Raw genomic sequence first — 22,674 nt, forward strand, 5'->3', positions numbered from 1 at the left:
ATTATGAGCGCTAAAAGTATTTTTATTGTAGACGACCACCAGATGGTTATCGACGGGTTGAAACTCATCATCAGTACCATACCAGGCTTTGACGTAATAGGCGAGAGCACCAGCGCGCCGCGCGCATTGGATAGGTTTGCTGAACTTACCCCCGATATTTTGCTTACCGATGTGAGCATGCCCGAGATGAGCGGCATAGAATTTACCCGCCTGGTGAAAAAGAAATACCCGCAGGTAAAGGTGCTGGCGCTCTCCATGTTCAGCGAGAGCCAGGTGGTGGCCGAGATGATAGATGCAGGCGTAAGCGGCTACATCCTCAAGAACACCGGCAAGCAGGAACTGGTTGAGGCGCTGGGTAAAGTGGCAGCCGGGCAAAACTATTTCGGGCCGGATATTACTCTGCAGCTGATGAAATCTTTCAAGCGTAACCAGGAGGAATCGCGGCTTACGGATAGGGAGATAGAGATAATCAGGATGATAGAGCAGGATTTTGGCAACAAGAAAATTGCCGACCTACTCTTCATTAGCGAGCGCACGGTAGAAACCCACCGCAAGAACATCCTGCGCAAAACCAATACCCAAACCGTGGTGGGCCTGCTTAAATACGCGTACGAACGCAAGATTATCTAGGGCAAATGCCCGCCATGATTTTCCAGTTTTATTTTTATAGAAATGTTGGAAAATTTCCATACGATCAGGCCTGCCGAAGGAGCAGATACTTGCCGCTAAAATGCCCTTGCCTCAGGCTTAAGCCATCAAAAAACCGTAAAAAACCCGAGTTTTTCGGAGGTTTTTCGGTGTTTTTCTTAGTTTTTTTGGGTGATTTTCGCGATTTTTCCTGCGGAACTCAAAACGGCCAAATTTGCATGCAATGGCGTTTTTACCCAAAAACTACATTTTTTGACCGAAAAAAATTTCCAGCTTTTTCCAATAAATCGCAACTGTTTCAGCTATGAATTTCCAGGAATTTCCAGCCTTCCGGATGCAGCAACTTTTATTTACTGTGCGAGAATAGCCAGGGTATCAGATCCGGCTCGGCGAAGGCATCATCCCAGCTGTTGTGGCCATCGTTGGGGTACACGGTGTATTTAGGGGTTGCGCCGGCTTCTTTAAGTGCTGCTACCATTACCTCCGAGTGATCCGGCGGCACCACGTTATCTTTCGCGCCGTGGAATATCCACATCGGTACTTTTTTGGCGTATATCTTGGCGTTGTTGGTGTTATCGCCCCCGCAGATGGCAAAGGCGGCTGCGAACGTTTTGGGTTTGCGCCGCAATATCTCGAAGGTACCCATGCCACCCATAGACAGGCCGCCAATGTACACCTGCTTTTTATTGATGTATGGCTTCTCCAGCATTTGGTCTACCAGGGCCAGCAGCGCGCTCATGGCTGCGGTAGGTTCGCCCCCTTCCTGAAAATGGAACTGCCATTTGCCCGTTGCGGTTGTATCTGCCTTTACATTGCTCCAGAAACTGCTTTTGGGGCATTGCGGATACACGACGATGGCCGGGTACTTTTTGCGGATGGTATCATCCAGGAACATTTTTGGCCCATAGGCCAACTGCACATCGTTATCGTTGCCACGCTCGCCTGCGCCATGCAGCACAAAGATGAGCGCATACTTTTGCTTGGGATTGAATTTTTTGGGGAACAGGATACGGTAGGGCAGGGTATCTGTTTTGTTGATGAACGAACCCCTGTCGAAAGCGGAGTTTACTTGTGCAGCGGCTAAAAAAGGCGATGCCAGGCATAATATGCCCAGCATCACTGTAATTATTATTTTCTTTAATGTCATCGGTATAAGCTAAGCTGTATATATTGGGTTTTATGCCCGTATATCGGAAAACAACCACTGTCATGCTGAACTTGTTTCAGTACCCCATCATAAAAGTTGCCACCGTGCTTAACGGCTTTGTAAGCTGGCTACCTGCCGTGTGGGGTGCCGAAATAAATTCGGCATGACGTTTTTTGTATTTTTCCCGACAAGCCGGATATTTATGTAAACGTAAATAAATAAAAATCTATTTAGGCTTCCTAAAATATTTTGCTTGCTACACCTTAAACTGCACAGGCCGGGAAATCGCTTTTTTGAAAGGAGGCACCTACGGAGCCGAAAATTCCCCTTTTTGATTTTCTATAAACAGGATACTCCTAACGGAGTGTTGGAATTTGCAAACAGGTGGTTTGTATCTCATACCCCGGATGGGATATCCTGTTTATAGAAAATGAATGACATTTTCAAGGCTCCGTAGGTGCCCCCTATCATCAATTTGTTTAAAAGCGATTTCCCTGACTGTGCAGGCCATTGTTAATTCTTGCCGATATAAGGGCTCTGAAAATCGAGCTTTTTGAGGCCCCGCTGTACTTCCGGCGCGCTCATAAAAAGTTTCCAGAGCAAGCCGCTGCGGTAGTTCTCAATCATCACTACCTGCGGACCCTGGTCTATCGCCAGGTACGATTTGCCGTACCAGCCCTTCTGCTCGCTAAAGGCATCAGTAAAGCCATATTCGCCCCAAATCTTATCGCCCAAATCGTAATAGAAATGACGCAGGGCCTGCATCGAATATTTAGGCGTGTATGGGAATGCCGATATAGCCGCTGTAGGCGATATCACCCCCAGATCGTTGGTGGGTGAATGGGCGTTGTAGCCCTCGTAGTTATCACTGGCGGTAAGGCCCCAGCAATTTTCGCCATAGCCCTTGAACTTTTTGGGATTATCCAGGCAGTACGCGCGGTTGATGAGGGTGTGGTTGAGGTTCTGTTCCCAGTAGTCGGCGTAGCGGTCTTTAAGCCCCGTTGGGTTGAGGCCCATGAACGAGTATTGCGAAAAGAATAGCGGGCCGCCGTAATCGAAGCCCAGGGGCAGCTTGTAACCATAGAAGGTTTGCCCGTTCTTAAAGAAATCGCTTTGCGCCCAGCCACGGTGGTAAACATCGGCACTCACCGGGTAACGCTCGCCACTTTCGGCCAAAATGTAGGTAATTAAACATTCGTTGAAGCCACGGATAGGGAAATTCATCACCCAGCCGTTGTTAGGGCTCCAGTGCCAGTACAGGTTATCGCGGCCGCCCTGGGTGTACCAGCTCCATTCTATCTCGCCCCACATCCAGCTGATCACATCGCGGATATGGCGTTCTTTTGGGGTGTTGGCGGTAAAGTATTGCTTGGCGCAGATAAGGCCCTGGAACAGGTACGAGGTCTCTACCAGATCGCCGCCATCATCTTTACGGCCAAAGCGGATGGTTTTGCCTGTTTCGCCATTTAACCAATGCGGGAACACGCCGTGGTAAGCATCGGCTTTCCACAAAAAATCTACCATTTTGGTCATGCGGTCAACCGCCTGCTCGTGCGTAACAAATTTGCGGTGGTCGGCGGCAATCAGCGCCATAATGCCGAAACCGCTGCCGCCGGTGGTTACTACTTCGTTGCCGTAATCGAAGGCTACGTTGCTGCGTTCGCGGGCCAGGCCGCTGGTGGGGTGGCCAAAATCCCAAAAGTAACGGAATGTTTGGCGTTGTACCACGTCTAACAGGGCGCTATCGCTCAGGTTTTTGATAATGCCTACCGGCTTGATGCCATCGGCAACCTTGTTGACTTTTTGGGCAAAGCTGCCTGTTGCCATTAAGGAAAGCAACGATAGGAGGTATATTTTCTTCATTTCTTCGGTTTATAGTGTTATAAGTTGGGGCTGGTAAAGCCAAGCCCTTTCATGCCGGTTTTAATTTCGGGGCAGCTCATGAATAAGTTCCAGAGCAAGCCGCTGCGGTAGTTCTCTATCATCACGATTTCCGGACCCTGATCTATTGCCAAATACGAGCTTGCAAACCATGGGTTGGTGAGGTTGAAAGCATCTTTGAAGCCATAATCGCCCCAAAGCTTATCGCCCAGTTTGTAATAAAAAAAGCGTAGGGCCGCCATTGATTGCGTTGGGGTATATGGCAAGGAAGATATTGCCGCCGTAGGCGATATTACCCCAACATCGTTAGTGGGCGAGCTAGCGGTGTAGCCATTTTCGATATCGCTTGCGGTAAGCCCCCAGCAGTTTACGCCGTAGCCGGTGTTGCTATTGGGGTTGGCTACGCAGTAATTGTAATTGATGAGGCTATGCGCCTTGGTTTGGTCCTCGTAATTGGCGTAGGCATCGGCCAGGCCGGTTGGGTTTATGCCCAGGAAGGAGTAATGCTCAAAAAACAACGGACCGCCCTGCGGCATGCCCAAAGGCAGTTTTACGCCATAATAGGTGTTGCCGTTTTTGAGGGCGCCGTTGCTTGCCCAGCCACTATCATAAACTTCCTTTGGGATGCCATGCGTTGGCGACGAAGCCGCAAGTGCGTACACTACCAATGCCTCGTTCCATCCTGTGATCTTCATGTTGATGGCCCATCCGTTGCTGGGGCTCCAGTGCCAGTACAGCACGTTTTGGCCGCCCTGCCTAAACCAGTCCCACTCTACGTTATTGTACAGCGTGGTGATATCGGCACGCAGGGTAGTTTCATCGCTACCTGCGCCGCTGTAGTACTGGCGTGCAGTAAGCAGGCCCTCCATCAGGAAAGCGGTCTCCACCAAATCAGCGCCATTATCTAAATTGCTGAAGGGTTGTACTGCCCCGGTTGCGCCGTTTAGCCAATGCGGGAACGCGCCATGGAAGGTAACCGCCTTGGTTTTCAAAAAGCCGACTATCTTCTGCATACGCGCCAAACCATCGGCACGAGTGATGAAGCCACGATTTACTGCGGCCACCATGCCCATAATGCCAAAGCCGCTGCCGCCGGTGGTAACCACGTCCCCACTGGTATTGCGTTCGCGGGCGAGGCCGCTGGTGGGGTGGCCAAAATCGTAAAAGTATTTAACGGTTTGTTTCTGTACCAGATCAAGCAAGGCATCGTCGCTAATTGTAGGGAACTTATCGTTAGCATCGATAGCGGTAACCAGACTAACATCAATACCCGATTGCAGGTAGCCGCCCTTGGTAGACTTTAATGCTGTAGTAATACTAAGCGTATATTTTTGAATAGCATTGAGGGTAGGCGAAACAACAATGGTGCTATCACTATTTTTGTAGGTAACCATGTAGGGTGCTATAGCGCCACTGCGGTCTTTTAGCGTTAATGCGTTGCTAACCGAATTGTGGTCAACAGCTGCCAGAAACGAAATTTCGATAGAAGGTGCCTGGCTAACATTGTTGTATGTGAAACCATTAACAAGCCCGTCTACTTTCAGCGTATTGAAGCTGAAGGATGTTGTAACCGGCGGTACCGGCGGGGCCGGCGTAGGGGAACTGCCTTTACCACAAGCAAAAAGCAATAACGATAAGTACACACCCGCATAAATCCTTAAATCTCTCATCTGTTTTCTGTTTTTCAGCCTCGTAGCAAATAGTGTTCAAAACAATCCTGCAAGTCCGCGTCGCGAGTGGACTCACCCTCCCCACAGCTGTGGGGACTGCCCGACCCTCTCTGCTGCGCAAAGAGGGTTTAGCTTCAATTCGTTTCACCCTTATTTCCCTCTCTGCTTTGCAAGAGGGTTTTAGCTTCAGTTTGTGTTCACCCTTCTTTCTTCACCCTCTTTGCGAAGCAGAGAGGGGCGACGCCCCGTAAATACGGGGCCGTCGGGCCCGCCTGTCGGCAGACAGGGTGAGTCAAATATACGAGCGATAAGAAGCGAACTTTCAATGTTTCGAACACTCAAGCCTGGTAGCCTGCGTTTAAAAAATCATAAAAAAAGGTTGCCCGGTTATTACGCCGGTACAACCTCAACCCCAATCAAATATTACTTTCCTCTGCCTTCGAGCTTTACCAGCGCACTAATGTCTGCTGCGCTCAAGGCTTTATTGTAAACTCTTACTTCGTCAAGCTGGCCGGTAAGGAAACTTGCCCATGGCTCTGCACCATGAGAGGATGTTTGGCTCGGGCTCGTCATGAACTGCACGGTGCCGAATACAAACTTGCCAACGTTTTTAAGTGCTAACGGACCTGCCAGGCCTGAAAGCGTACCTGCCTTTAAAAGCGATCCGTTAAGGTAAACGCTAACGGTTGAATTGGCCTGATCGTAAGTAACGGCCATACTGTTCCATTTATCGAACAGGTTTACGGCGTTATTGATCTCCAGGGTCCTGTCATCTGTTCCGTTGAACACGTGGATGCGGAGTTTACCTGCATCGTTAGTACTGCCGTTTTCTATAAAAAACTCAATGTTACCCCAAAAGTTAGTGGTGTTAGCCAGCGAAAACAAGCCGATTACGCCGGTTGACGGCGGAGGCGTTTTGAACCATTCTGTTACGGTGAAGCTGGTAAGGCCGGTTACCGAAGTGGGTGGCGTACCCACAATATAACCGTTGGTAGCGCCTTGCAAAGCCTGGCCCTTGATACCTGCCGTATAACCTATGCCGGTTGCTGTGCCGGTGGTGTTTGATACGCTATCAACAGCGTTGCCGTTGAAGCCGTAGTATGCTACCAAATTAGCTGTGGCTATCTCCTTGCTGCTGGTGTACCCGCCGATAGATAATGGCGGGGCATAAGTAGAAGGGTCGAACTTTTTTTGGCATGCTGATAGCCCAAGCACCAATGCCGATACGGCTACCAATTTATATGTAATTTTTTTCATGACGTTCTCTTTTGAATTGATTAGTAACCTGGGTTTTGAGTCAATATGCCTGCGCTCAGGTCTATCTCTGCCTGTGGGATGGGCCATACTTCGTTTTTGCCTGCTTTCCAGCCTTTAGGACCGAATACCGCGGTACCGCGACCCTGGCGGATAACGTCGAAATAACGGTCGAATTCCATCGCAAACTCTACGCGCCTTTCTTTCCAGATGGCTGCCTGCAATGCTGCTTTATCGGTAGTAGTAACCTTTGGCAGTATAGCTGCGTTGCCTGCACGCGCACGTGCCCTAACCAGTTCAAGCGAAGCAATTGCCTGTGCGCTGTTGCCGGTTTCGTTTGCAGCTTCGGCATTCATCAGCAATACATCAGCATAACGTATAATGCGGATATTTTGCTGCACGCCCTCGTTGAACCCGCTTACCCACATGCTGAACGGCACGTATGATTTTTGGTTGTACATTGGGTTGTCGCCGGTTGCCGGTATAGCATCGCCCTCAGGCGTGGTTTCGCCACGGAAGATGATGGTTGCATCGCGGCGCGGATCACCCGCCTCGTAAGCGTTGGCCAGATCCTGGGTAGGTACGTTAAAGCCCCATCCGCCACCGTTAGAACCCCTTACGCCCTGTACCTGCGAGTATTGCGAGTTTGATGCATCGCCGTTGCCGGGTACCAAATCGCTCTGTATCTCAAATACCGACTCGGAATTGTTCTCGTTATTGGTGCGGAACAGCTGCTCGTAATTAGGGAACAGCGAGTAGCCCAGGCCCATTACCTGGTTGGTATAGTTAAGCACATCGGCCCATTTTTGCTGGTACATAGCTACCTTGGCATGCAGTGCAAGCGCGGCACCTTTAGTTATACGGCCTGCATCGGCAGCGCCATAGCTTTGCGGCAGTGTTGCAGCGGCATCGGTCAAATCCTGCTCAACGGCGGCCCAAACTTGCGCTTTAGGCGTGCGCGGCTTGTTGTATTCCGTTGCATCTTTAGGCACGTTTAGGCGCAATGGTACATCGCCAAAAGCACGCACCAGCCTGAAGTAGGCGTAAGCGCGGATAAACTTAGCTTCGGCCAGGTACCTGTTCTTCAGGTTGGCATCCATACTAATGTTGGGCACGTTATCCAATACCTGGTTGGCAAAGTTGATGGTTTGGTATTGCCCGGCCCAAAAGTCGGCAATCTGGCCATCGGTAGATGATGCCGTATAGTTATCGAAGTTATTGAAGAATGATGCATCGTTCACGCTGCTGCCTTTTTCGGCATCGTCAGACGGTACGCTTTCTATCGCTATGGGCGCAAAAGCGATGTTCTTCCATTCGCGAAGGTTGGCATATATGGCGTTTACGGCCTTGGTGGCATCGTCCTGCGTTTTCCAGAACTGTACGGCCGGGGTTGCTGCCTGGCGCGGCTCATCAAGGAATGATTTTTTACACGATTGTGCAGTAATTAATACCGCTGCAAAAAGCGCAATACCTGTTACTTTTTGCATGTTATATTTTTTGAAGTTCATCTTTGATCAATTAAAAAGTAACGTTTACACCAAAGTTATAAGTTGCGTATAACGGATATACGTTATTATCGATACCTGCATTTGTAGGTGCTCCACCAATTTCAGGGCTAAAGCCTTTGTATTTGAAGAAGTTGATAGGGTTTTGTGCGTTGGCAAAGAACCTTACCTTTTGCATATGCAGCGTTTTAGACAATGCCGACGGCAGGCTGTAACCCAATTGGATGTTCCTTATCCTTACGTAAGCGCCGCTTTCTACATAGAAAGAGTTTGGTGCCGAGTTGGTAGTTGAACCAACGTTAACAGATGGGTAAGTGTTGGTGCTGTTAGCGCCTGTCCAGCGGTTATCATAAAAATCTTTGCTGAAGTTTTCGTTACCGAAACGGTAGGCGATGTTGGCATTGTAGATGCTTACGCCTGCCACGCCCTGTGCATCAATAGCCAGGTCGAAAGCTTTATAGGTGAACGAGGTGTTTAAGCCGAAAGTGTATTTCGGGTTGGGGTCGCCAAGGGATATGCGGTCTTTACCATCGATGATTTTATCGCCGTTTTGGTCTACGTATTTAAAGTCGCCCGGTTTTGCGCTTGAGGCTTGTGCCGAAGAGGTAACCTCAGCAGCAGTTTGGAATATGCCTGCCACCTGGTAACCGTAAAACTCGCCGATTGGGCTGCCCAATACGGTACGGGTTGAAAGCGCGCCGTTTGCGAGGCCGCCGCCACCTGCATAGATAGGGTTGGCACCGGTTACGGTTGATAATACTTTGTTTTGGTTGTAACCAACGTTACCGCCTACTGTGTAGCTGAAATCGCTGTTTACAGTACCCCTCCAGGTTGCAGAGAACTCTACGCCTTTGTTTACAAAATCGGCCTGGTTGCCTACGATAGAGCCCGAACCGGTACCTACTGATGACAGGATAGGGATAGCGAAGATGGCCTGTTGTGTTTTACGGTTGTAGTAATCCAATTCGAAGGTTAAACGGTTGTTCAATACGCCGGCCTCTAAGCCTATATCGGTACCAACACCGCGCTCCCAGAATATAGTTGGAGGCACTACCGAGTTAACACTTGCGCCGGTATAAGGCAAGCCACCGAAGATAGCGGTAAGATATGCTGCCTGGGTTACGCTCAAAGTAGTTGGGTTGAACGGTACGCCCGAGTTACCTACCTTACCCCAGCTGGCACGCAGTTTCAGGTTATCGAAAATGTGCTGATCCTGCATGAAAGGCTCTTTGCTGATTACCCAGCCTGCACCCACCGATGGGAAGTAACCCCAAACGTTGTTGCCATAAAACTGAGAAGCACCATCCTGCCTGATAGAGGCATTCAACAGGTACCTATCTTTAAATGCGTAGTTTACGCGGGCAAAGTACGATAAGGCAGTATTTAACGAGCCGCCATCGGTTACGTTGCGGCCTGTAGTACTACCTAACGACAGGTAAAGGTCGGCATCGCCATTGCTGTAAGGCACGTTTTGTGCACTAGCGTTGAAGTTGTACGATTTGTAACGCTGAGCGGTATGGCCCAGTAACACGGTCAACCTGTGGTCCTTAGCGAAGGTGTTTTCGTAGGTTAAGGTGTTTTCCCAAATCCAGTTGCGGGTTTCGGTACGGTTTACTGAAAGTACGCTCAGGTTATTTCGCTGCGCAAGCGTAGCGGTATAAACAGGGGTGTAGTTGCGCACTTCGGCCTGGCCTATATCGCCACCAAAGCTGGTGCGGATCTTAAAGTGCTTGAGGAAATTCACCTCGGCATACGCGTTACCGGTAAAACGGTAGTTCTGCGAACGCTGGTTGTAAAAATCGAGCGTTGCCTGTGGGTTAAAGTTGTTACCGCCGCCCAGGTTGTAATCGTTAGGGTCGCCGTAGCTGCCATCGGCATAATATACCGGCAACACAGGGCCCGCAGCATACATCTGGCGGAAGATGCCGCCGGGGATATCGTTTGATTTACTGTACAAGCCGCTTACGTTGTAGCCTAATTTAATAGCGGTAAAAGGCGTATAATCGTTTGTTAAACGCGCGGTGTAGCGTTTGTAGTTGTTGCCTTTAACATTGCCATCCTGATCAAGCATACCTACCGAGAAGTTGTACTTCGATTTTTCGGTACCGCCGTTAATCGATACGTTGTGGTTGGTTACGAAGGCATCCCTTAAAATTTGCTTGTACCAGTCGGTACCCGCGCCGAAGCTGTTCGCATCGGCAAATAAAGGTGAGCCGCCGTTAGAAACTGATAACTCATTGATTGCTGTAGCGTACTCGGTTGCATTGGCCATTTTTACCGGGTTGGTAACAGTTTGCCAGCCTGCGTAGCCATTGTAGTTAACGGTAGCTGTACCGGTTTTGCCACGCTTGGTGCTTACCAGTACAACGCCGTTTGCCGCACGGATACCGTAGATAGCGGTGCTGGAGGCATCTTTAAGGATGCTGATGTTCTCGATGTCGCTTGGAGCCAGGAAGCTAATATCATCATACCAAACACCATCTACCACGTAAAGCACGTTGGTGTTACCGTAGATGGTACCCGTACCGCGTATTTTGATTTGCGGCGACGCCCCGGGCGAACCTGAGTTGGTAATTTGTACACCGGCTACCTTGCCTTGTAAGGCAGACACCGGGTTTACAGAAGCTTGTTTAGAAATGTCGTCGCCTTTTACGGTTGCGACAGAACCGGTTACATCAAGCTTGCGCTGGGTACCGTAACCTACAACTACAACCTGGTCCAGTTGGGTTGATGACGGTTGCAGCTTGATATCTAAATTTGTTTGGCCGTTTACGGCAACCGATTGTGTGGTGTAGCCGATATAGGAGACCTGTAAAGTTGCGTTTGACGCGGCGTTTAACGAAAAAGCGCCGTTGACATCGGTTTGGCTACCTGTTGATGTTCCTTGTATCGCAACTGTTACGCCGATGAGCGGCTCGCCGGTTTTAGCATCGGTAACTTTACCTTTTACGATAATGTTTTGAGCTAACGCGAAAGTTGAAAAAAAAGTGAACAATAGAAGTAACCCCGAGATAGTATAAATTCTCTTCATAGTGGGTAGTGATTTGTAAGTACTTAGATTAATTGGTTTTTTTGATAGGGCGAAGTTGCGGAGTTAATACATTTTTAACAAATAATGTAACTCTACATTAATACATCACCATCAAAACACTTTCTCACAGAAATTTTATGAAAAATGTAAATATCTGTTTAATAAGCAATTATAATACACATAGTGTACCAAGTACATACTACACAAACTTCTTAAAGTCTGTTGTATGAGTATAGGTGTATGAGAGGTAATGATGTAGTGTTACAGCTCGATGAGAAACTCCACCAGGTTCTTATCATGTTCTAAGTTGAGTTTTTTACGGAGCCTGTAGCGCCTTATTTCTACCCCGCGTAGCGAAATATTCAAGAGTGAGGCCATTTCTTTGCTGCTCATGTTCATGCGCAGGTAGGCGCACAGTTTTAGGTCGTTGGGTACCAGATCGGGGTGGTCGTGTTTTAGTTTTTTGAAGAAGTTTTCGTGCGCCTCGTTAAAGCTGCTTTCGAAGATGTTCCAGTCGCGCTCGTCACTCATGCCCTCGTCAATCACTTTGTGTATTTTCTTCAGTTGCTCCTCGGGCAGTTTTTTGCCGGCGCTATCTTTAAAGTTGTTTATCTCTTCGCTTATCTTCTGCAGCAGTTCGTTTTTGTAAACGATGTTCATGGCGCTGTTGGCCAGTTCGCGGTTTTTGCTGGCGAGGTCGGCCTGTAGTTGTTCGTTCTTGATGGTGACAATATGCTGCTCATTTGCAATGGCTTCCTGCCGCAAAAACTCTTCTTTTTCGCGCTGTAGCTTCTCTTGTATCTCTACCCGGTGGCGGCGCAGCTTCAGGCGGTAATAATCGCGGACGGCGTAATATGCCAGTATCAGCAATATGATGTAGAAAACGTAGGCAACGTTGCTTGCATACCATGGCGGCGAAACCTCGAAAGTAAACACGGTGATATCAGACAATAACTCGTCGTTTATCTTCGCCCGCACTTTAAAGTGGTAAGTCCCCTGGTCAAGGTTGGTGAAATCTTTTTGGCCCTGGGTGCTCCATTCCGACCATTGCCGCGAGTACCCCTCCAAATAATACTGGAATTTTATTTTGGCCTGCCGGTAGTAGGGCAGGGTGTAGGAGATGCGGATGTTGTTGTCGGCATGGGGCACTTGCAGGTTATCAAGCATTCCGCCGTTATCAGCCATCAACGAAACCAAATCGGTAATGTTCTCAATTTTACGGATAAGCACTTTGGGGCTGCGGATGCGGCTTTGCAGCAGTGCATCCTCATCGTTAAGGATAACGAAGCCATCATCTACGCTGATGAGGTAGATGGAGTTGTTGATGAGGTTGATATTTTCGTAATGCTGCACCATCTGCCCGCTCAGGATACTGAAACGGTTAGAATCGATAGCGAGCTTGCCCGGCGCGGAAAGATCGGCAAGGGAAACGCGGCCGTTGTTGATGAACCAGTACTTTTTGCCGATGGCGGGTATCAGTTTGCCCGATGATGCGAATGTGCCCAGCTTGGCGTTAAGCTGCTTGTATTTTTCAAAGCGGTCGGCAATATCGTCATAAACAAAAAAGCCCACATCTGAGGAGAACACCACCCGGTTATCTAAATTGAACACGTTTACGTTGTAGCTGCCCGGCAGGCCCTGGTGCTCATCGTAATATTTTACCGAGGTGGCCTTTTTCAGGTCGGCGCTTAGGGTAAGCTTATAGATGCCTTTGTACGCGTGGCTCACCCATATCTGCCCCTTGTTATCCTGCTCTACATAGCGGGAAGGTTCGCCGAAGCCTTCTATCTTATGATCGAACACCCAGTTGCCGGCAGCATCCTTGCGGTATATTACCAGGCCGGTGTAAGTACCCTGTATCAGTTGATGGTCGTTAAGTTTTTTGATGGTCCAGCCGCCGTTTACGCTGGATATTTTGGTGATGGTGTTGCCGTTTACCTGGTAGGTGCCATCGTTATGGCCGCAAAGCAGGCGGCCATCCTGCAGGGACAGGTCCCATACCTGGCCCTGCGAGCCCGGGATGAGCTTAAAATCGAAGGACTGGAACAGCCGCGGGTTGCCGGGTATCACCCAATCGCTGTAAAACAGGCCCTGGTTAGTGCCCAGGTATATCTTGTTGTTGAATATGATGCTGGAATACACCGTGCCGAACCGCCCCGTTTTATCGAAATAAAAGTATAGCGGCGAGTTTACTTCAATGCGGTCGATGCCGTTATCTAGCCCGGCCCAAAGGTTCTGCTCGGCATCGGTATAAAGGCTTAAAACGGTATTGTTTTGCAAGCCGCTCGATTTGTTGATGTGCTGGATAACGTTGCCTGCGGTATCGATAATGATTATCCCGTTGAGGATACTGCCATAGGCGAAGTACTTGCCCGGTATCTGCGCGCCATTGTTAAGCTGGTAGGTCTTCAGGAAATCGTTGGCCTGGTTGGCCCAGGGCGTAATCTGGCTGCCGTTGTAAATAAACAAACCGTTTTTTGCCGTGCCGATAAGGAAACAGTTATTCTTAAAGGGCAGTATAGAAAGCACCCCGCTGTTGCCCAATATTTTGCTGCCGGGTATAAACACCAGTTTATTGTTCTTTAGCTCGAATAGTCCCTCGTTCACTTCTTCCACAAAATAGCGCGAGCTGCATTTAAGCAGGAACAGGAATGGTTTGAGGGCTTTTACTACGGTTATTTTACCGCGCTCGTAAATGAATATAGAACCAAACGACTGGAAGATGACCCGGTTGCCATCTACGTATATCTTCCATATCTCTTCGTTGAGGAGTTGTTTGGTGTTTATCAGGCCAATGAGCGAGTGGTATTTTAAGAAGCCGGCCTTGTTATCTTCCCAGTAGCCAAATTCGCCGAAACCGCCTGCATATATCTTGCCTTTGCCATCGGCAGCAACCGAGCGCACGATCTGGCCGTTGGGCATATGGTAAAGTTGCCAGTATTTGCCATCGAAGGCCAGCAGGCCCTCGGCATTGCCAAAGTACATAATGCCATGCTCATCGCGCGTAACCGACCAGTTTTGGTTGCCGCTTTGGTACTGCGCCTTGGTATAATTTTGCACATAAGGTACCCCGATGCTTTTGATATCGGCCGCGAAAACGGCAATATTCATTAAGAGCAGGACGGAAGCCAGCAGGACGTTTTTGCGCATAGATGATTGATAGCGATAGGTAGCCGCCAAATATTTGTACGAAAATACGTTTTTGGGATTGAATAAAATGAAATAAGCTTATGGCGAGGCAGGTTACTACACCGCTGATTATCCCTTGCCCGTAAAGGTGGTGTTCAGGTACAGCTGAAATAATACCAAAGCAGACAAGAATATTAGGAAACTCCAAAATATTCTGGTTGTAGTGCTATATGTTTTTTTGATAAGCGAATTGGCTAAAGCCACCCCAAAAACAAAGGCAGCGAGCGCAACTATGAACGTGTAGCCAATAAATGGAAACTTGCCTATGCCATAGTATAAATACGCGCTTCCATTTAAGCCGCCTCTATCGGTAATCATCGCAAATGCCGACCATCCATAACTCACGAACATCAGAAAGCATATCAGCAAAATGACTGCCGATAAGATGATATGCGTCAGTTTTAGTTTCATGTTAATCTGCCAATTGCAGGTTTCCTTTTTTTGCGACGTTCACCGGCTGCGGTACTTTTACATAATACCCCGTGCCATCGTAAACACGCTTGCGGGGATGCGCTTTGCAGGCATCGCTGCAGCAGCCATCCATTGTGGTGCCGCACTCATCGCACTGAGTAAAGTGTTCGTTGCACTCGGGGTTGGCGCAATTGATCATCTTCGGCGTGGTTTTGCCGCAGTTTAAGCAAGTAGATATCACCACCGGGTTCACGCTGTTTACATCAACCGAAAGGCGGTTATCGAAAACGTAACATTTCCCTTCAAAATCTTCGCCGCCGGCTTCCTTGCCGTATTTAATGATGCCGCCGTGTAACTGGTAAACATCGGTAAAACCTTCGTGCAAAAGCAGGGCCGATGCCTTTTCACATTTGATGCCGCCGGTGCAATAGGTGAGTATCTTTTTGTCTTTATACTGGGCCAGCTCGTTTATCATGGCCGGGAAATCGCGGAAGTTCTCTATATCCAGCGTAACAGCATTCTTGAATTTTCCCAGGTTATGCTCGTAATTAGAGCGCACGTCGAGCACCACCACATCGTCGCGGTCTTTCATCGCCAAAAACTCAGCAGGTTCTAAATGCTTGCCCGTTTGTTTCTGCGGATTGATCACATTAGGATCGCGCAGGCCCGAATGCACGATCTCCGTTTTATAACGGCAGTGCATCTTCACGAAGGATGGCTCGTCCACCTCATCCACCTTAAAGTCGATACCGGCGAAGCGCGCATCGGCATGCAGGGTGTCCATATAGGTGCGGCAGGCTTCGGCAGTGCCGGATACGGTACCGTTCAAGCCTTCCTCGGCTACGATGATGCGGCCGGTTAAGCCTAAGTTTTTACAGAATTTTAAGTGATCGGCAGCAAATTGCTCCGCATCGGCTATTGTTGAATAACAATAGTACAGTAGTGTATTGTATTTTGCCATAATCCATCGATACCGCTGCAAACGGTGTTAAATGAGGCGCAAAGATAGGGAATTAGTCGGAAAGTCGGAGAGTAGGAAAGTCCGGAAGACGGAAAGTTTGGAAATAGGGAAGACGCGGGCGTTTTACAAGCCACAAAGTCTGAGGGCGAAAATTGCAGCTTCTTTTTGACTTTCGGTCTTTCCGACTTCCGGACTCAACACGCGCTAGCGTATCCCATAAAATATCCTTATCCCCTGCAGGTACTTTTTGTTGCCTGCGTAAGAGATACCATAATCTACCCGAAAGATGAGGCGCTGCACGCCCACGTAAAACTCGCGGTAGTTGGGGTTGCCTTTGGTGGTTAAAAAGTTGGCGCCCATTATTTCTTCCAGTTTTAAGCGGCGTAAAAAGGGTACATTGTTTAATAACGAGCCTGCGAAGTTGTGCTGATAATGCGCCTCTAAAAAGCCGCCGTTGGTGCTATAGGTATAAAAGGGCAGGAAGTGGAAACTGCCGATGTAGGTAGGGTCGAACGTGCGGCCCTGGTTACCTAAGTAGTGGTAGTAATCCATATAGTACAATCTTTTATTATTGAAATAACCGCCCCCGGTAAGCTTGAAAGCCGAGTACCCCGATAAGCCGATGCGGATATTATACTGCGAAATATCGGCAGACGCAAAATCATAGTTCACGTCAGACCCCAGCACGCCCTGGAAGCCTTTGCGGTAAGTAACCGTAAGCGTTGGGTACTTAGATGGCAGGTTGAATTTGCCGGTTGGGCGGGTGATGTATTGCTGATCGAAAGTAAAAGTAGCCGCCGTGGTAAACGATAGTGCCTGGTGCTCGGGGAATAGAATCGAACGGTCATCCGGCGGGGTGCCTACCGGCGCTAAGGGGTTATTGGAGGTGAACTCCTTGTCCTTAACATCAACCAGGTGGCCAAGGTTGGTATTGTACAATTGCGAGCGGCTGGAATAGCTGAGGCTTGCGCTCCACAAAACGCCGTTGGCCACTTCGCGCTGATAGCCGAAGGCACCGAAATGCGAACGGTAATATTTTACGTAGTTGTTTTCGCTCAGGATAGTACTCAGCGTGTTGAAGTAGAGCGACCGCGTGCCCACATTGTTCAAATCCAGCACATCGCTGCCGAAATTTACCCAGTACTTCGAATTATGGAACGGGTCGTTTAGGTACTCGGCCAACATATTTGCGCTGAATATCTTGTTAGAGAAACCGTAACGCAGGGCCGGGGTTACGGCAAAGGAATGAAAATCATCAATAATATGGGTATAGCGCACCTTTGCGTTTATGCCAAAGCCCTCTACCGTGTTATAATAAAACGTTTGTAGGAATGGATAGATGTACAGCGAATCCTTTTCGGTACGGTTGCTGGCGTTGTACCCAAATATAATGTAGCCGGGGTAGTTAATGCCGTTTTTTGTATGCTGCAGCGTATCGAGGTATGCCTCGGTTTTATGGTAGGCCGCTACACTGTCTTTCTTCTGGTAATCGCGCGTTTCTAAGGCGGTTAGCGGCACGGGGCGGTTAAATTCCCAATAGGCAGGGGATTTTAAGTTCGAGGCGGTATCTATTCGCAGCACTTCGCCGGTGAAGAAGCCTTCGGGGTAGCTTGGCTCCAGCTTATAGTTGTTGTATATACCCTGGTAATAGCCGCCGAATTTGAAGCCCAGTACCGAGCCCTTGAAATTGAACAATACCGAAACAGGCATCCACACGCTATCGGTAATGGGGATGTATTGCTGCTTTACCTGCAGTGTATCAACCAGGTTTAGGGAGTTGCTTTTGCCACGCAGCATCAAATCCACGCTGTAAATGCGCCAATCGCCCTCTACAATGTAAATACTGCCTGTAAACAGCTGCCCGTACTCGTGCTTGGGGATAACCTCTATTTTATCAATCGTTTGCCCGTTCTGTACGGTGCTCCCAATGAGTTTATAGCTGTAGAAATTGAACGCGTAAGATGCCACAGGCGATACGTAGCCACGGGTACTAAGCCCCGGGATGTTGAATATGTTATGGTAAAAATTTGCCTGCAGATCTGATGCTTTATTGTAGCCGAAGGCAGTGTTGATACCCGCATTGCGCGAGGCGATGGTGATTTCCTTTACTTTATCGGGCGATTGGTAATTGAAAGCAGATAAAGATTCGGACTGGTACAAGATGCCCCGGCCAAGCGAATCAAGGTCCAGCGCGCGGGTAACCGCCGCGCTGCGCAATGATTTTGGCGTACTCAGTAGTTTTTGCACGCCTTTGACATACACGGCGCAGGAGTAGCCTTTTACCTCGTTGAGGTGTGCTTCGCGTTTGGCAATCACCATGCGCATAATGGTGTCGCCAGGGTCCTGGTTATTGCGCCATTTATCAGAAACCTGGGTAAAACGGAACTCTTCATCCAGCATCTGTATGTCATGCACCTCGTCATGGTCGGTAATGGTGATAGTTTCTGCTTTTACGGCATAGCCGGCAAGGCGGAAAACTACATTATAGGTGCCCGGGCTAAGTTTAAAATGATAAACGCCTTCCTCGTTGGCCGTAGTGCCATAGGTAGAGCTGCGTATGTAAACCGATGCAAAGGCAACCGGCTCGTTTTTTTGCCCGGCGATTTTGCCCGACAGGATATATTGCTGCGCAGAGGCGCTGATGGCCGTAAACAGTAAGCAAACAAGCAGAGGTAAGTGTCTTTTCATAGGTCTTACAAATAATAGCTTTTTAGTCGAAATGTTTGTTTACAGCTGTAATATATTAAAAATGTTTCAGGTAAGCGGTGGTTTGGCGTTTATGTTTAATTTTGCAGGCTAAACAGCTATTTTATGTACACAACATTGCAGCCGGTATTGCAGCAGGAACTTGCTGATATTGAAGCAGCCGGATTATATAAAAGGGAAAGGATCATCACCTCGCCACAGGGTGCGGATATTACGGTGCAAGGCGGCCAGGAAGTGATCAACTTTTGCGCCAACAACTACCTTGGGCTATCGGGCAACCAGCGTGTTATAGATGCCGCGAAGGCGACTATGGATACGCATGGCTACGGTTTATCATCGGTAAGGTTTATATGCGGCACACAGGATATACATAAAGAACTGGAAAAAAAGATATCGGAGTTTTTGGGCACCGAAGATACTATCCTTTACGCTGCGGCTTTCGATGCCAACGGCGGGGTGTTCGAACCCTTGTTCAACGATCAGGATGCCATCATATCCGATGAGCTGAACCACGCCTCTATTATTGATGGTGTGCGCCTGTGCAAGGCCCAGCGCCAGCGTTACAAACACGATGACATGGCCGATTTGGAAGAGAAGCTGAAAGCTACCCAAAGTCTTCGCCACCGCATCATCGTAACCGATGGGGCATTCTCTATGGATGGTACCATCGCCCAGCTGGATAAAATTTGCGCACTGGCCGAGCAGTACAATGCTCTGGTGATGATAGATGAGAGCCATTGCAGCGGCTTTATGGGCAAAACCGGCCGCGGTACGCACGAGCACCATAACGTAATGGGCAAGATAGATATCATTACTGGTACCCTGGGCAAAGCTCTTGGCGGCGCATCGGGCGGTTTTACTTCCGGTAGGAAAGAAATTATCGATATGCTGCGCCAGCGCTCGCGCCCATACCTATTCAGCAATACGCTGGCACCGGCTATCACAGGCGCTTCTATAGCCGTATTGGATATGCTGAGCGAAACCACCGACTTGCGCGATAAACTGGAAACCAACACCCAATACTTCCGTGAGCAGATGACCGCTGCGGGCTTCGATATAAAACCCGGCGTGCACCCAATAGTGCCCGTAATGCTTTACGATGCCAAGCTTGCCCAGGAGTTTGCCGCTAACATGCTGGAAGAAGGCATCTACGTAATCGGTTTCTATTATCCTGTTGTACCGCAAGGCAAGGCCCGCATACGCGTGCAGATTTCTGCCGCGCACGACAGGGAACATTTGGATAGAGCTATCGCTGCCTTTACCAAGGTGGGTAAGGAATTAGCGGTGATAAAATAATACCTGTTATATTTGTAGTCCGAATATTTTATAATGCAATCAAAAATAGATCAGTACACCAGCGAAATAAAAGCGTTCACGGCTGCTAAGGCCGATGAACTGGAAGCTTTCCGTATTAAATTCTTAGGTACCAAAGGCATCATCAAGGACCTTTTCGAGCAGTTCAAGACCGTTAGTGCCGACGAGAAACGAACTTTTGGCAAAGTGCTTAATCAGTTTAAGCAGCTAACCGAAGCACGTTACGAAGAAATAAAAGAATCGCTTGGCTCTGCAACGGTAGATACGAAATCCGAAGTCGACCTGACATTGCCCGGCGATGGGCTGGAAATAGGCTCGCGCCACCCGCTTTCGCTGGTGCGTACCGAGATCATCGATATCTTCAAACGCCTGGGCTTCGTAGTGGCTGAAGGCCCGGAGATAGAAGACGACTGGCATAACTTCTCGGCCCTCAACTTCCCTGAGGAACACCCGGCCCGCGATATGCAGGATACTTTCTTTATTCGTAAAGGCGACCAGGAGAAAGGCGATATCGCCCTGCGCACACATACCTCATCGGTACAGGTGCGTATGATGGAGAACGGCAAACCACCGTTCCGCGCCATTATGCCCGGTCGTGTTTATCGCAACGAAGCTATTTCGGCCCGTGCGCATTGCTTCTTCCACCAGATAGAGGGGCTTTATGTGGATGAAAACGTTTCCTTCTCAGATCTGAAGCAGACGCTTTACCACTTCGTGCAGGAGCTTTACGGCGAAGGTACCAAGGTGCGTTTCCGCCCGTCATACTTCCCGTTCACCGAGCCATCGGCAGAGATGGATATCTCGTGTACCATTTGTGGCGGCAGTGGTTGCAACATGTGCAAGTACAGTGGCTGGGTAGAGATATTGGGTTGCGGCATGGTAGATCCTAACGTTTTGGAGAACTGCGGCATCGATAGCAAAAAATACACAGGCTTTGCATTTGGGATGGGGATGGAAAGGATTGCCAACCTAAAATATGTGATAAAGGATCTGCGTTTATTCTCTGAGAACGATGTTCGTTTCTTGAAGCAATTCCAAACAGAACTGATATGATGAATAATAGTGAGTGGAGAATGGTGAGTAGAGGATGGTTTGCCTGGTCGATAAAAACCATTCACCGCTTAACTGCTCACTATTCACCATTAATATTATTTGCCCTGTTGGTATTGATGGGTTGCGGCAAGCAAGAAAATGTGATCCCCAGCGTGCCGGTAAATTTCCGCGCATCAAAAACCGACCCGCGCCTGGCAGCTTTGAACAGTGCAGGCGGCTCAGTCGTAATATCCGGCTATGGCGTTGCCGGCCTGCTGCTATACCGCCAGGCCGACGGCACCTACAGCTGCTACGACCGCTGCAGCAGCTACCAGCCCGAAAAACTTTGCGCCATTAGTCCCGATAATACCGGCTTTACCGCTACCGACCCTTGCAGCGGCGCCAAGTTCTCTCTTTCGGATGGGAGCCCGGTGAAGGCACCGGCTACAAAATCGCTACGGGCTTATAGCGTAAATGTGAGTAATTTTGAGATATTTGTATCAAACTGATACATGGAGGCCGATAAAATAAAAGATAGTATTAAGCGGGCAGCGCAGGATCTGTTCCGCAAATTCGGTTACCATAAAACCAGCGTAAACGAAATTGCCAAGCGGGCCAAAATTGCCAAGGCTACCATTTATAAGTACTTTGAGAGCAAGGAAGCCATTTTGCACGTGCTGCTGATGGATTACATTAAGCTGAGTGTTGACGAGCTGATTAACACCAACATCCCCGAAATGGATGAGGAGGCCCACCTCAATAACCTCATCATGAAAACCTGCCGCCTCTCTTACACCGTTTGCAACGAATTTATCGGTTGGGATTTTATCCGCGAGAGTACCAACTCGCAGGATTTTTTAAAGAACCTGAGCAACGAACTGGAAGACCTGTTGGTAATGAGCTTTACCCAACTGGCCGGCATCCGCAAGCACGAAACCTACCCGCAGCGCCTGCGCTTTCTGATCAAATGCAGCAAAAGCATCGTATTCAGCTTTGCCTTTACATCGGTAAGCGATAGCGACGTGCGCAAGAACTTCGTATCTTTCCAAAAAGAGATATTGCCTTATCTGGTGAAGGCAGCGATATTGGTTTAGTATCGTTATCGCTTTTGCATCTTTAGCTGTTCTAGTCTATCTAAAGCCTGTTCTTCGGAATATTCGCTCATGAATAAACTTTCTACCCATTCATAGTTGCCGAATTTCAACCGCTTTATATCCGTCCCTGTGCTCAATATATTCAATTCGGAGCAGTTGTTGCACCTGACGATGAACCATGTTGATTCCGGAATACCCGACTTTTTTTCGGTGATAAATGTTTCCAGCTCAGTGTCGCATTTTGTGCAAGGCTGGCTAATGGTTGCTAATACTCTTTCCGGGTTTAGTAGTTTGCTTATCTTACTTATTGCGCTGAAAATACTGCCATATAACCAGCTATTTAAATCACTGGCAAAGTCAATTTCAATTATGCGGGCCAAGCGTAAAAATACATCGCAAATAAACTCTCTCTCCTCGGTATCGTAGTCTGCTTTGCTGAAGTTTTTAAGCCCCGTTTTTAATACTGGCGATAGTTGTTTGCCTCGCTTTCCTTTTTGGATTGCGGAGATCAAATTGTCGACAATTGCATTGAAGTTATCATTCAAGTCATCACTAAGTTCTCGCGAAGAGGGGATAAGTCCACGTTCTTCCCATGCGGTATCGCTGAATTTATGCAGGTTTTTAAAAGCTACTAATTTTTCTATAATTATTGGTGCCGTGTCCATACTTCTTTATTCGATGACAATTTAAGTGAAAATAATTTGGTAGAGTAAAATCAATTCATTTACTTTGCTATTCAAAGTGCTTTAATAAATGACCTATTAAGTCGCCACAATACCTCGGCGATTATTTTTTAAATAATTACTTTGAATTGCAAAGAACTTTTAAATT

Annotated in this window: 16 protein-coding genes; 5 read left to right on the forward strand and 11 right to left on the reverse strand. The window is 48.4% G+C overall.

The window, feature by feature from the left end:
- Nucleotides 1-3 precede the first annotated feature (3 nt).
- The gene (locus AC1DYT_RS03660; protein ID WP_477468292.1) at nt 4-630 is read left to right on the forward strand and encodes a response regulator transcription factor; all 627 of its coding nucleotides are present in this window, start codon (nt 4-6) and stop codon (nt 628-630) included.
- Nucleotides 631-994: 364 nt separating this feature from the next.
- On the opposite strand, the gene AC1DYT_RS03665 is transcribed toward AC1DYT_RS03660, so the two are convergent.
- The 10 genes from AC1DYT_RS03665 to AC1DYT_RS03710 form a co-directional block, all read right to left on the reverse strand.
- A complete protein-coding gene (locus AC1DYT_RS03665) occupies nt 995-1,795 on the reverse strand; it encodes a carboxylesterase family protein (RefSeq protein WP_477468293.1) in 801 nt (266 codons plus the stop codon).
- 513 nt (nt 1,796-2,308) lie between these two features.
- A complete protein-coding gene (locus AC1DYT_RS03670; protein ID WP_477468294.1) occupies nt 2,309-3,658 on the reverse strand; it encodes a glucoamylase family protein in 1,350 nt (449 codons plus the stop codon).
- A 17-nt stretch (nt 3,659-3,675) separates the two neighbouring features.
- Complete coding sequence (locus tag AC1DYT_RS03675) at nt 3,676-5,346, reverse strand: glucoamylase family protein (RefSeq protein WP_477468295.1); 1,671 nt, start codon at nt 5,344-5,346, stop codon at nt 3,676-3,678.
- A gap of 423 nt (nt 5,347-5,769) precedes the next feature.
- Nucleotides 5,770-6,603 (reverse strand): LamG domain-containing protein, encoded by an 834-nt coding sequence (locus tag AC1DYT_RS03680; RefSeq protein WP_477468296.1) that lies wholly within the window; start codon nt 6,601-6,603, stop codon nt 5,770-5,772.
- 20 nt (nt 6,604-6,623) lie between these two features.
- Nucleotides 6,624-8,108, reverse strand: a complete 1,485-nt coding sequence (locus tag AC1DYT_RS03685; RefSeq protein WP_477468297.1) for a RagB/SusD family nutrient uptake outer membrane protein — start codon at nt 8,106-8,108, stop codon at nt 6,624-6,626.
- 10 nt (nt 8,109-8,118) lie between these two features.
- Nucleotides 8,119-11,136, reverse strand: coding sequence for a SusC/RagA family TonB-linked outer membrane protein (locus tag AC1DYT_RS03690; protein ID WP_477468298.1), 3,018 nt, complete (start codon nt 11,134-11,136; stop codon nt 8,119-8,121).
- 261 nt (nt 11,137-11,397) lie between these two features.
- A complete protein-coding gene (locus AC1DYT_RS03695) occupies nt 11,398-14,286 on the reverse strand; it encodes a ligand-binding sensor domain-containing protein (protein WP_477468299.1) in 2,889 nt (962 codons plus the stop codon).
- Nucleotides 14,287-14,394: 108 nt separating this feature from the next.
- The gene (locus tag AC1DYT_RS03700; protein ID WP_477468300.1) at nt 14,395-14,736 is read right to left on the reverse strand and encodes a hypothetical protein; all 342 of its coding nucleotides are present in this window, start codon (nt 14,734-14,736) and stop codon (nt 14,395-14,397) included.
- A gap of 1 nt (nt 14,737) precedes the next feature.
- The gene (gene trhO / locus AC1DYT_RS03705) at nt 14,738-15,697 is read right to left on the reverse strand and encodes an oxygen-dependent tRNA uridine(34) hydroxylase TrhO (RefSeq protein ID WP_477468301.1); all 960 of its coding nucleotides are present in this window, start codon (nt 15,695-15,697) and stop codon (nt 14,738-14,740) included.
- Nucleotides 15,698-15,901: 204 nt separating this feature from the next.
- The gene (locus tag AC1DYT_RS03710) at nt 15,902-18,385 is read right to left on the reverse strand and encodes a DUF5686 family protein (protein WP_477468302.1); all 2,484 of its coding nucleotides are present in this window, start codon (nt 18,383-18,385) and stop codon (nt 15,902-15,904) included.
- A 123-nt stretch (nt 18,386-18,508) separates the two neighbouring features.
- Between AC1DYT_RS03710 and kbl the strand changes: the two genes are divergently transcribed.
- The 4 genes from kbl to AC1DYT_RS03730 are packed head-to-tail and all read left to right on the forward strand — an operon-like array spanning nt 18,509 to nt 21,843.
- A complete protein-coding gene (gene kbl, locus AC1DYT_RS03715; RefSeq protein WP_477468303.1) occupies nt 18,509-19,699 on the forward strand; it encodes a glycine C-acetyltransferase in 1,191 nt (396 codons plus the stop codon).
- Between the two features lie 33 nt (nt 19,700-19,732).
- Nucleotides 19,733-20,770, forward strand: a complete 1,038-nt coding sequence (gene pheS / locus AC1DYT_RS03720; protein WP_477468304.1) for a phenylalanine--tRNA ligase subunit alpha — start codon at nt 19,733-19,735, stop codon at nt 20,768-20,770.
- A complete protein-coding gene (locus AC1DYT_RS03725) occupies nt 20,767-21,258 on the forward strand; it encodes a Rieske (2Fe-2S) protein (RefSeq protein WP_477468305.1) in 492 nt (163 codons plus the stop codon). Before pheS ends, AC1DYT_RS03725 begins: the two co-directional genes overlap by 4 nt.
- Nucleotides 21,259-21,261: 3 nt before the next feature.
- Nucleotides 21,262-21,843, forward strand: a complete 582-nt coding sequence (locus AC1DYT_RS03730) for a TetR/AcrR family transcriptional regulator (RefSeq protein WP_477460547.1) — start codon at nt 21,262-21,264, stop codon at nt 21,841-21,843.
- A 5-nt stretch (nt 21,844-21,848) separates the two neighbouring features.
- Here AC1DYT_RS03730 and AC1DYT_RS03735 read toward each other — a convergent pair whose 3' ends face one another.
- Nucleotides 21,849-22,508: a hypothetical protein gene (locus AC1DYT_RS03735; RefSeq protein WP_477468306.1), complete on the reverse strand. Its 660-nt coding sequence runs from the start codon at nt 22,506-22,508 to the stop codon at nt 21,849-21,851.
- Nucleotides 22,509-22,674: the final 166 nt, after the last annotated feature.

Source organism: Mucilaginibacter sp. P1_D10 (assembly GCF_056406215.1).

Bases quoted from the DNA above. Each gene is read 5' to 3' on its own strand.
- AC1DYT_RS03735 (WP_477468306.1), bottom strand. From the start codon at position 22,508: ATGGACACGGCACCAATAATTATAGAAAAATTAGTAGCTTTTAAAAAC.
- AC1DYT_RS03725 (WP_477468305.1), top strand. From the start codon at position 20,767: ATGATGAATAATAGTGAGTGGAGAATGGTGAGTAGAGGATGGTTTGCC.
- AC1DYT_RS03685 (WP_477468297.1), bottom strand. From the start codon at position 8,108: ATGAACTTCAAAAAATATAACATGCAAAAAGTAACAGGTATTGCGCTT.
- AC1DYT_RS03730 (WP_477460547.1), top strand. From the start codon at position 21,262: ATGGAGGCCGATAAAATAAAAGATAGTATTAAGCGGGCAGCGCAGGAT.
- AC1DYT_RS03700 (WP_477468300.1), bottom strand. From the start codon at position 14,736: ATGAAACTAAAACTGACGCATATCATCTTATCGGCAGTCATTTTGCTG.
- AC1DYT_RS03690 (WP_477468298.1), bottom strand. From the start codon at position 11,136: ATGAAGAGAATTTATACTATCTCGGGGTTACTTCTATTGTTCACTTTT.
- AC1DYT_RS03665 (WP_477468293.1), bottom strand. From the start codon at position 1,795: ATGACATTAAAGAAAATAATAATTACAGTGATGCTGGGCATATTATGC.
- trhO (WP_477468301.1), bottom strand. From the start codon at position 15,697: ATGGCAAAATACAATACACTACTGTACTATTGTTATTCAACAATAGCC.
- AC1DYT_RS03660 (WP_477468292.1), top strand. From the start codon at position 4: ATGAGCGCTAAAAGTATTTTTATTGTAGACGACCACCAGATGGTTATC.
- AC1DYT_RS03680 (WP_477468296.1), bottom strand. From the start codon at position 6,603: ATGAAAAAAATTACATATAAATTGGTAGCCGTATCGGCATTGGTGCTT.
- kbl (WP_477468303.1), top strand. From the start codon at position 18,509: ATGTACACAACATTGCAGCCGGTATTGCAGCAGGAACTTGCTGATATT.
- AC1DYT_RS03675 (WP_477468295.1), bottom strand. From the start codon at position 5,346: ATGAGAGATTTAAGGATTTATGCGGGTGTGTACTTATCGTTATTGCTT.
- AC1DYT_RS03670 (WP_477468294.1), bottom strand. From the start codon at position 3,658: ATGAAGAAAATATACCTCCTATCGTTGCTTTCCTTAATGGCAACAGGC.
- AC1DYT_RS03695 (WP_477468299.1), bottom strand. From the start codon at position 14,286: ATGCGCAAAAACGTCCTGCTGGCTTCCGTCCTGCTCTTAATGAATATT.
- pheS (WP_477468304.1), top strand. From the start codon at position 19,733: ATGCAATCAAAAATAGATCAGTACACCAGCGAAATAAAAGCGTTCACG.
- AC1DYT_RS03710 (WP_477468302.1), bottom strand. From the start codon at position 18,385: ATGAAAAGACACTTACCTCTGCTTGTTTGCTTACTGTTTACGGCCATC.